Here is an 8,466-nt window from a genome sequence, read left to right on the forward strand (position 1 = left end):
GACGAGCCGACCACCGGCCGCCAGCCCGCCCAGCTCCGCCGCATCCTGCGCCTGTTCCGCCCCTACCGCGGACGCCTCGCCGTCGTCGGCCTCCTGGTCGGGGCCTCCTCGCTGGTCGCGGTCGCCTCGCCGTTCCTGCTCCGCGAGATCATCGACGTCGCGCTGCCCGAGCGCCGCACCGGCCTGCTGGCCCTGCTCGCCCTCGGCATGATCGCGACCGCCGTGACCAGCTCGGTCTTCGGCGTGCTCCAGACCCTCATCTCCACCACGGTCGGGCAGCAGGTCATGCACGACCTGCGCACCGCCGTCTACGCCAAGCTCCAGCAGATGCCGCTGGCGTTCTTCACCAGGACCCGCACCGGCGAGGTGCAGTCCCGCATCGCCAGCGACATCGGCAGCATGCAGGCCACCGTCACCTCCACGGCGACCTCGCTGGTCTCCAACCTCACGGCCGTGATCGCCACGGTCGTCGCCATGCTCGCCCTGGACTGGCGGCTCACCCTGGTCTCCCTGGCGCTGCTGCCCTGCTTCGTGTGGATCGCGCGCCGCGTCGGCCGCGAGCGGCGGCGGATCACCACGCAGCGGCAGAAGCAGATGGCCGCCATGGCGGCCACGGTCACCGAGTCGCTGTCCGTCAGCGGCATCCTGCTGGGCCGCACCATGGGCCGCGCCGAGGCCCTGACCCGCGACTTCGCCGCCGAGTCCCGGCAGCTGGTCGGCCTGGAGGTCCGCGCCAGCATGGCCGGGCGCTGGCGGATGGCCACCATCGGCATGATCATGGCCGCCATCCCCGCGCTGCTGTACTGGTCGGCCGGGGCGATGTCCTCGCTCGGCGGCACCCCGCCGTCCATCGGCACGCTGGTCGCGTTCGTCAGCCTCCAGCAGGGGCTGCTGCGGCCCGCCGTCTCGCTGCTGTCCACCGGCGTGGACATCCAGGCGTCGCTGGCGCTGTTCCAGCGGATCTTCGAGTACCTGGACCTTCCCGTCGACATCACCGAGCGCGCCGACCCGGTGGAGCCCGCGGCGCGGGCGCGCGGCGAGGTGCGCTTCGAGAACGTGACCTTCGGCTACGAGCCCGGCGCGCCGCCCGTGCTCGACGGCATCGACCTGACCCTGCCGGCCGGGGGCTCGCTCGCGGTCGTCGGCTCGACCGGCGCGGGCAAGACGACGCTGGGCTACCTGGTGCCCCGGCTCTACGACGTCACCGGCGGCCGGGTGACCATCGACGGCGTCGACGTCCGCGACCTGAGCTTCGCCGCCCTGGCGCGGGCGGTCGGCGTGGTCTCGCAGGAGGCGTACCTCTTCCACGCCACGGTCGCCGAGAACCTCCGGTTCGCCAGGCCGGAGGCCACCCCGGCCGAGATCGAGGCCGCGGCCAGGGCCGCGCACATCCACGACCACATCGCGGCGCTCCCCGACGGCTACGACACGGTGGTGGGGGAGCGCGGCTACCGCTTCTCCGGCGGCGAGAAGCAGCGCCTGGCGCTGGCCCGCACGATCCTGCGCGACCCGCCCGTGCTGGTCCTCGACGAGGCCACCAGCGCGCTCGACACCAGGACCGAGCAGGCCGTGCAGCAGGCCATCGAGGCGCTGTCGGCGGGCCGCACCACCCTGACCATCGCGCACCGGCTCTCCACCGTGCGCGACGCCGACCAGATCGTCGTCCTCGACCGCGGAAGCGTCGCCGAACGCGGCACCCACGACGAACTGGTGGCCCTGGACGGCCGGTACGCCGCCCTGCTGCGGCGGGACGCGGGGCTCGGCCCCCACGCGGCGCCGGACGCGACCGTGCCGGAGAAGGCGACCGTGCCGGAGAACGCGGCCGTGGCCGGGAAGACGGCCGTGGTCGAGAAGGCGGCCGGGGCGCCGGTCGGGCCGGCGGGACCGGTCAAGGCGGCCGACCCCGTCGAGGCCGCCCCCTGACGCGACCCGCCCGGCACACCCGGGGCCGTGGGGTGGGCCAGATAACTGTGCGAACGATCGTGCTATTATCTCGCCCGAGCCACCGCAGTCCGAAGGGATCCGCCATGCAGCAGCGACAGGCCGCCGTCCTCCGCACCGCGCTGAACGGGACGGCGCGCCTCGCGCCCGGCCTCGCCGCGCGGTGGGCCCTGGCCTTCTGGGACCCGCGCCTCCGCGTCGCCCTCAAGCCCGCCGAGGAGCGGGTGATGCGGCGGGCGGCGCGCGGCACGGTCGAGGTGGACGGGGTGTCCACGGCCGTCTACCGCTGGGGCGACGGCGAGCGGCCGGTGCTGCTGATGCACGGCTGGGCCTCGCGCGCCTCGCGCTTCGCCCCGCTGGTCGAGGCCCTCACCGAGCGCGGGTACAGCCCGGTCGCGTTCGACGCCCCGGGCCACGGCGAGTCCGGCGGGCGGGGGAGCTCCATCCTCCAGTACCGCGAGATCGCCCGCCGGCTCCGCCCGGCCCAGGGGAGGTTCGCGGCCGTCGTCGGCCACTCGGTGGGCGGCCTCGGGGCGTTCTTCGCGTTGCGCGGCGAGATCGCGGCCGACCGGCTGGTCACGCTCGCCAGCCCCGCCGAGTTCGGCTATGTGGTCGACCGCTTCCACGCCCGCCTCGGGATCACGGAACGGGTCGCGCCCGCGCTGCGCACCGCCGTGGAACGCCGTCTCTTCCCGGGCGAGCAGGACATCTGGCGCCGCTTCTCCGCCACCCACCGCCCCGAGGAGCTGACCCTGCCGGTGCTGGTGATCCACGACGAGGACGACGACATGATCGAACGGGACCAGGCCCGGCGCCTGGCCGACGCCTACCAGGGCCAGGCGGACGTGCACATCACCCGGGGACTCGGCCACCGCAGGATCCTCGGCGACCCCCGCGTCGTGGAGACGGTCCTCGACTTCGCCGCGGCCACCGACCCGGTCGCCTAGCTGGACGCGCGGCGCGCCGGGGATCACGCCCCCCGGGCGGCCTCCAGGCGGTGGTCGATCGCCGCGGTCGCCCGGTCGTAGCCCGTGTCGTCGCCGTGCAGGGCGGAGTCCGCGTTGGCCATCTCCATCAGCGCCATGAGCTCGAACGCCAGCTGCGGTACGTCGAGGTCCGCCCGCAGCCGCCCGGTCAGCCTGGCCTCGTCGATCACCCCCCGGACATAGCCGATCCACTCGGCCCGCGCCGCCGCCACCGCGTCGCGCACCGCGCCGTGGCGGGCGCTGAACTCGGCGGAGACCGCCGTGAAGAAGCAGCCGCCGGGGAAGATCCGGGACCGCGAGTACGCCAGGTAGGACCCGCACAGCCGCCGCACCCGTTCCACCCCGGGCGGTATCTCCTCCACCGGGCGCACCACCCGCTCGGCGAAGACGGCCCGCGCGGCGCGGACGGTGGCCAGCTGCATCTCCTCCTTGGAGCCGAAGAGCGCGAAGACGCCGCTCTTGCTCAGGCCCAGCTCGGTCGCGACCCGGCCGATCGAGAGGCCGTCCAGGCCCTCGACGGAGGCGATCGCCATGGTCCGCCCCAGCACCAGCCGCCGGGTCTGGTTCCCCCGCTCGACCCGCCCGTCGGTCCGCACTCCCGACACCTCGCCACCCTTCCCCGACGCCGGTCACCATCGTACTGACGACCGGCGGAACGGGCCCGGCCCCGCGGGCCCCGGCCGGAGCCGCCCCTCAGCGCAGGAGGCCCGCGCTCGCCAGGTCGTCGAAGACCACGTGGTCCACGGGCGCCGTGCGGTGCCGGTCGGCCAGGGTCAGCCAGGCGATCTCCTCGATCTCCCCGCTGGCCGTGGGCGTTCCCCGGTGCTCCGCCGTGTAGCAGGCCATCCGCACCAGCGTGCCGTCCGGCTGCCCGTCGGCCCGCGCCGTGTAGGTCCCCAGGTGCGCCACGGTGCCGGGGTCGAGCGTCACCGACAGCTCCTCGCCGACCTCGCGCACGAGCGCCGCCACGTCGCTCTCGCCCTCCTCGCGCTTGCCGCCCGGGATGTAGAACAGCGACCGCCCCCTGGAGCGCGCCGCCAGGATCCGGTTCCCGTCCAGGTGCACCCAGGCGACCGCGTCGATGACCCGCGTCACAACCCTCTCCCCTCCTCCCGGCACCCCCTCCGGGCGCCGGCCCCCGATGATCGCACTCAGGGCACGGCCGGCGGGCGGTGGGCCGTTCCGAGGACGTGGAAGGAGAGTGGGGTGCGCAGCCGGGGGAAGCGGAACGTGACCGGGGCGGGCACCGCGAAGCCGGTCCTCTCCACCGCGGCCAGGGTGTCGCGGCCCGTGTGGCAGCCGCCCGCGACCCTGGGCCAGAAGGTGGCGTCCATGGCCCGCTGCACCCGTGCGAGCCCCCGCGAGGGCGCCCGCACATGCTCCAGATACCGCAGCTGTCCGCCGGGCCGCAACACGCGGTACGCCTCGTTGAGCGCCGCCTCCTGGTCGCCGACCGAGCAGAGCACCAGGCAGGCCACCGCCGCGTCCAGCGACGCGTCGTCCACCGGCAGGCGGCTCGCCACCGCGTCCACCACCTCCACGGGCACCGGCACGTCCGCGGCCCGTGCGCGCGCCAGGCGGCGCAGCCTCGGCTCCGGCTCCACGGCCACCACCCGGGTGACCGCGGCCGGGTAGTGGGCGAAGTTCCGACCGTCGCCCGCGCCGATCTCGATGACGTCGCCCGCGAGGCCCCGCAGCAGCGCGGCCCGCCGCGCCGCGAGGCCGCGCCGGTCCTCCGCCGGGGCGGTACGTGCGTAGAGGCGGGCGAAGAGCGGGTGGTCCACCCGCTCCTCGGTCGTCGCGCCCATCGGCTTCACCCGGCCACGGCGGACTGCCCGATGACGCGGTCGGGCCGGATCCGCGCCAGCAGCTCGCCGGGGACGCCGTTGCGCGCCCCGTACTCCTCGGCCGCCTCGGGCCCCATGTACCGGGCGGCGAGCCGGGTGGCCCACGTCCGCAGCTCCGCCAGGTCCTCGCTCAGCTCCACCCGGCCGCGCACGGTGACGAAGGCGTAGGGCGGCCGTTCGTCGTCCGCGCAGAGCGAGACCCGGCCGTCCCGCCTCAGGTTGACGCCCTTCACGGTGTCCGCGCCCGTCGTGAACATGACGTCGCCGCCGTCCAGCACGAACCACACCGGCGCGATGTGCGGGCTGCCGTCGGCCCGCACGGTCGCCAGCTTGCCGGTCCTGGTCCCCGCGGAGAGGAACTCCCGGCACTCCGCCTCGGTCATCGTGTGTGCCATGGCCCCATGATCCGTCACTCGCCCCTGCCGGGCCAGCGGGCGGGCAGCCCGTGCGGATGAGCGGTCGCCAGCAGCCGCTCGGGTCCGGCGCCCGAGCGCACCGAGAGCCAGAAGGCGTGCGTCCCCTCCACGTCGCGCGGCTCGAACGCGAGGACGGCGAACCCCGCCTCCTCCGTCGCCGACGCGGCCAGCCGGGCCAGCTCCCGTTCCACCTCCGCCCACTCCGCGGCGGGCACGTACTGCCGCATGACCGAGTGCCACACCACCGTCAGCGTGCCGTGCTCCAGTTCGACCGCCGACAGGAACTCGGCGGCGTTCGCCGCCTCCACCGTGGCCGGCACCTTCGCGGCGATGCGCAGCGCCCCGTCCAGGCGCGCGAGCCGCTCCGGCTGGTCCGGCCAGACATAGGCCCGCAGCGCCAGCGAGCCGTCCGCCGAGAGCGGGTCGATCGGGGAGGGGTCGCACCCGCGCCGTTCCACGATCCGCAGCGCCTGGTGGCGCTCCGCCCCGGCCCACAGCCAGTCGGGCACCGGCCCGGTCCAGGCGTCCGTGAGCTGGACCGGGGAGTCGGCCGGGCCCCAGAAGAAGTCCCCGGCGGAGTAACGGAACTGCTCGGTGCGGAGGTTGAGCCCCGCGCTGGACCCCAGCTCGAACAGCCGCACGGGCAGCTGGGCCGAGGGCACGATGTGCAGGAGCCCGGCGAGGAGCAGGGTCGAACGGCCCACCTCGTTGGTCTGCGGGGGCCGCCGCAGCCAGTCGCCGACCCACTCCCGCTTCGCCGCGACGAGCGCGCGGAAGGCGGCCCACGCCTCCTCGGGAGCCTCGGGCGTGAACGTGCCTCCGACGCTCGGGTAGTGCGCCGCGAGCTCCGGCGCGCGCCCGGTCAGCGCCAGCGCGTGGACGGCTCCCATGAGCCGCAGGGGGAGCGCGTCGTCCAGGGCCAGGCCCTCGTAGCCCGCCACCGCCGCCGCGCAGGGCCCCCCGGCCCGGATGTCCTCCGCCGTCCGCTCCAGCAGCGCCGCGTAGAGCGGGGAACCAAGCCGCCCGCATGCCCCCGCCTGCTGGGCGAAGATCCGGGCAACGTGTTCACGGGGCATGAGTACTCCTCCCAGGGGATGCCCAAGATCATGGGGCCCCGCGGGGGCCCAGTGGAAGACCTGCCGGAGGAATATGCCCCTCGATATTCCGTTGTGCTGGAACGCGTGCCCGGATTGGCGCTGATCATGACACTTTCGCCGTGGCGATCCGGGGACACGGTAGCGCGGGGAGCGCGCCGCCCGCGGCGCCGCGCGCCTCCCCCATGGCCGGGGGAGGCGCCCCCACGCTCCCGCCGGACGGCGGTGCCGCGTCCTACGATGGGGCGCCATGAGCGCTCCCCGGATCATGGTCTTCTCCCGCACCACCGGCTACCGGCACGACTCGATCCCGGCCGGAGTCGGAACGTTCCTTCGCCTCGGCGCCGAGCACGGCCTGGCCGTGCGGGCGACGGAGGATCCCGACGAGCTGGCGGACGGACTGCCGGGCAGCGCCGCCGTGGTCTTCCTGTCCACCAGTGGCGACGTCCTCACCGACGAGGCCCGCCGGGTGCTGCGCGCCTTCGTGGCCGACGGCGGCGGCTTCGTCGGCGTGCACGCGGCCTCGACCACCGAGTACGGCTGGCCGTGGTTCGGCGAGACGCTGGTGGGCACGGTGTTCGACGGCCACCCCGACCTCCAGCCGGGCGTGGTCCAGGTGGAGGACCACGACCACCCCGCCACCGCCCACCTCGGCGACCGCTGGGAGTTCACGGACGAGTGGTACAACTTCGCGACCAACCCCCGCGATCGCGTCCGGGTGCTCGCCGCCGCCGACGAGACCAGCTACCACGGCGGCCGGATGGGCGCCGACCACCCGCTCGTCTGGTGCCACGAACGCGCCGGGGGGCGGTCGTTCTACACCGCGCTCGGCCACTCCGAGGAGTGCTTCGCCGATCCCGACTTCCGCCGCCACCTGCTGGGGGGCCTCACCTGGGCCGCCCACCTGCCGGGCGACGCCGGGGGGAGTCCCGCGTGAGGAGCCGACGCGCCGCCCCGGGCTGACCGGCCGCGCGCCGGGTCAGTCATCGGGATCGGTCAGTTCGATCGAGCGCAGCGCGGCGCCGACCACCAGGCCCTCGCCCTCGCCGTCGCGGTCGCCGTCGGGGCTGCCGTCGGCGGGGGAGGTGGTCAGGTCGAGAACGGTGTCGGTGAGCTTGATCACGTGCTCGTCGCCGTGGGCCGCGGCCCGCGCGAACAGTTCGTCGGGCGCGATGCCGCCGGCGTCGGCGGGCGGGCGCGGTCCGCCCCTCGGGCCGTACGCGGCGACGACGCCCGCACTTGCCGCCCAGGCGGCGTCCAGGCTCTCCCGCCACAGGGCGCGGGGGAGCGCGGGCAGGGTGCGCAGCACCGCGTTGGGCGCCGTGACGGCGTGCACCAGCATCACGGGCTCGCCGTGGGCGTGGGTGGCGTAGTACGCGGCGGCGGCCCTGACCAGGGCGCGGAGCCGGTCGCGCGCCGCCTCGGGATCCGCGGGCGCCCCGGCCGCCCAGGGCGGGAGGTCCCGCAGCTGTGCCAGCCGGTGGTTGATCCCGCCCGACTGGTCGCGGACCAGCGGAACGGCCCGCAGTGCCGCGCCGGCGCTCGTCCCGGCGTCCTGGCCCCCGAGCGCCGGAGCCGCGGCGCTGCCGGGCGGCAGGACCTGGTGGCGCGCCGCCCAGTAGCCGAGCGCGTGCGCCAACTCGGCCCGCCGCGGCGCGGTCTCGCCCTCGGCCAGCAGCACCCGCACGGCGTGGCCCACCCGGATCACCGGGTGGGTGGCCCCCGCGGTGATGCCGGGCAGCAGCCGGGGCCACCACGCGCTCAGCACCTCGGGCCAGGGCCGTTCCTCCAGGCGCTCGGCGAAGTAGGCGGGCCAGTCGGCGAGATGGCGGGGATCGCCCAGCGCCTCGCGCCAGTTCGCGTCCGTGACACGGCCGTAGGAGGTGGGGTGGTCCTCCAGCCGGTGCCGGTAGGCGTCCACCCACCGGTGCACCCTTGCTCCCTCGCCGTGCCGGACGAGGGCCTCCACCGCCATCGGGGCGTGATTGGTCAACCACCCCTTGAATTCGGGCCCGTTGGCGTGCAACCGGACCAGCGCTTCGTCGAGTGTGCCAGCGGCGTCAGTGTCCATGCCCGCGACGCTACGGCGGCGCGCGCCCGCCGGTAACGGTCCGGCGGCCGACCCGGACGGCACCATCGTCCTAGTCCGCGAGGCGGGCCCGGGGGTGGGTGGCGGTTAGGG

The 8,466-nt window shown here is 75.5% G+C and carries 9 protein-coding genes; 3 read left to right on the top strand and 6 right to left on the bottom strand.

Annotated features, from left to right (window positions below; translation table 11 throughout):
* Together ADY01_RS28650 and ADY01_RS28655 are read left to right on the top strand one after the other, a co-directional pair.
* The coding region (locus ADY01_RS28650) for an ABC transporter ATP-binding protein (RefSeq protein ID WP_420715750.1) at positions 1-1,923 on the top strand (1,923 nt) is incomplete at its 5' end.
* A gap of 104 nt (positions 1,924-2,027) precedes the next feature.
* Positions 2,028-2,888 (top strand): alpha/beta hydrolase, encoded by an 861-nt coding sequence (locus tag ADY01_RS28655; RefSeq protein ID WP_049579292.1) that lies wholly within the window; start codon positions 2,028-2,030, stop codon positions 2,886-2,888.
* Positions 2,889-2,911: 23 nt separating this feature from the next.
* On the opposite strand, the gene ADY01_RS28660 is transcribed toward ADY01_RS28655, so the two are convergent.
* The 5 genes from ADY01_RS28660 to ADY01_RS28680 all read right to left on the bottom strand — a co-directional run bounded on the left by ADY01_RS28660 (position 2,912) and on the right by ADY01_RS28680 (position 6,266).
* The gene (locus ADY01_RS28660; protein ID WP_049579294.1) at positions 2,912-3,532 is read right to left on the bottom strand and encodes a TetR/AcrR family transcriptional regulator; all 621 of its coding nucleotides are present in this window, start codon (positions 3,530-3,532) and stop codon (positions 2,912-2,914) included.
* A gap of 88 nt (positions 3,533-3,620) precedes the next feature.
* Complete coding sequence (locus tag ADY01_RS28665; protein ID WP_049579295.1) at positions 3,621-4,022, bottom strand: NUDIX hydrolase; 402 nt, start codon at positions 4,020-4,022, stop codon at positions 3,621-3,623.
* A 56-nt stretch (positions 4,023-4,078) separates the two neighbouring features.
* Complete coding sequence (locus ADY01_RS28670) at positions 4,079-4,735, bottom strand: class I SAM-dependent methyltransferase (protein ID WP_049579297.1); 657 nt, start codon at positions 4,733-4,735, stop codon at positions 4,079-4,081.
* A 5-nt stretch (positions 4,736-4,740) separates the two neighbouring features.
* On the bottom strand, positions 4,741-5,169 hold the full coding sequence (locus tag ADY01_RS28675) for a PPOX class F420-dependent oxidoreductase (protein WP_049579299.1): 429 nt from the start codon (positions 5,167-5,169) through the stop codon (positions 4,741-4,743).
* Between the two features lie 14 nt (positions 5,170-5,183).
* Complete coding sequence (locus ADY01_RS28680; RefSeq protein WP_049579301.1) at positions 5,184-6,266, bottom strand: DUF2332 domain-containing protein; 1,083 nt, start codon at positions 6,264-6,266, stop codon at positions 5,184-5,186.
* A 268-nt stretch (positions 6,267-6,534) separates the two neighbouring features.
* On the opposite strand from ADY01_RS28680, the gene ADY01_RS28685 reads away from it, so the two are divergent.
* A complete protein-coding gene (locus tag ADY01_RS28685) occupies positions 6,535-7,221 on the top strand; it encodes a ThuA domain-containing protein (protein WP_049579302.1) in 687 nt (228 codons plus the stop codon).
* A 42-nt stretch (positions 7,222-7,263) separates the two neighbouring features.
* Here the strand turns inward: ADY01_RS28685 and ADY01_RS28690 are convergent, their stop codons facing one another.
* Positions 7,264-8,355: a questin oxidase family protein gene (locus ADY01_RS28690; RefSeq protein ID WP_049579304.1), complete on the bottom strand. Its 1,092-nt coding sequence runs from the start codon at positions 8,353-8,355 to the stop codon at positions 7,264-7,266.
* Between the last annotated feature and the right edge of the window lie 111 nt (positions 8,356-8,466).

It is taken from the genome of Streptomyces sp. SBT349 (genome assembly GCF_001083795.1).
Taxonomy (GTDB): Bacteria; Actinomycetota; Actinomycetes; order Streptomycetales; family Streptomycetaceae; genus Streptomyces.

Excerpts from the sequence above, each read along its gene's own strand:
- ADY01_RS28670 (WP_049579297.1), bottom strand. The coding sequence starts at position 4,735 with ATGGGCGCGACGACCGAGGAGCGGGTGGACCACCCGCTCTTCGCCCGC.
- ADY01_RS28680 (WP_049579301.1), bottom strand. The coding sequence starts at position 6,266 with ATGCCCCGTGAACACGTTGCCCGGATCTTCGCCCAGCAGGCGGGGGCA.
- ADY01_RS28655 (WP_049579292.1), top strand. The coding sequence starts at position 2,028 with ATGCAGCAGCGACAGGCCGCCGTCCTCCGCACCGCGCTGAACGGGACG.
- ADY01_RS28675 (WP_049579299.1), bottom strand. The coding sequence starts at position 5,169 with ATGGCACACACGATGACCGAGGCGGAGTGCCGGGAGTTCCTCTCCGCG.
- ADY01_RS28690 (WP_049579304.1), bottom strand. The coding sequence starts at position 8,355 with ATGGACACTGACGCCGCTGGCACACTCGACGAAGCGCTGGTCCGGTTG.
- ADY01_RS28685 (WP_049579302.1), top strand. The coding sequence starts at position 6,535 with ATGAGCGCTCCCCGGATCATGGTCTTCTCCCGCACCACCGGCTACCGG.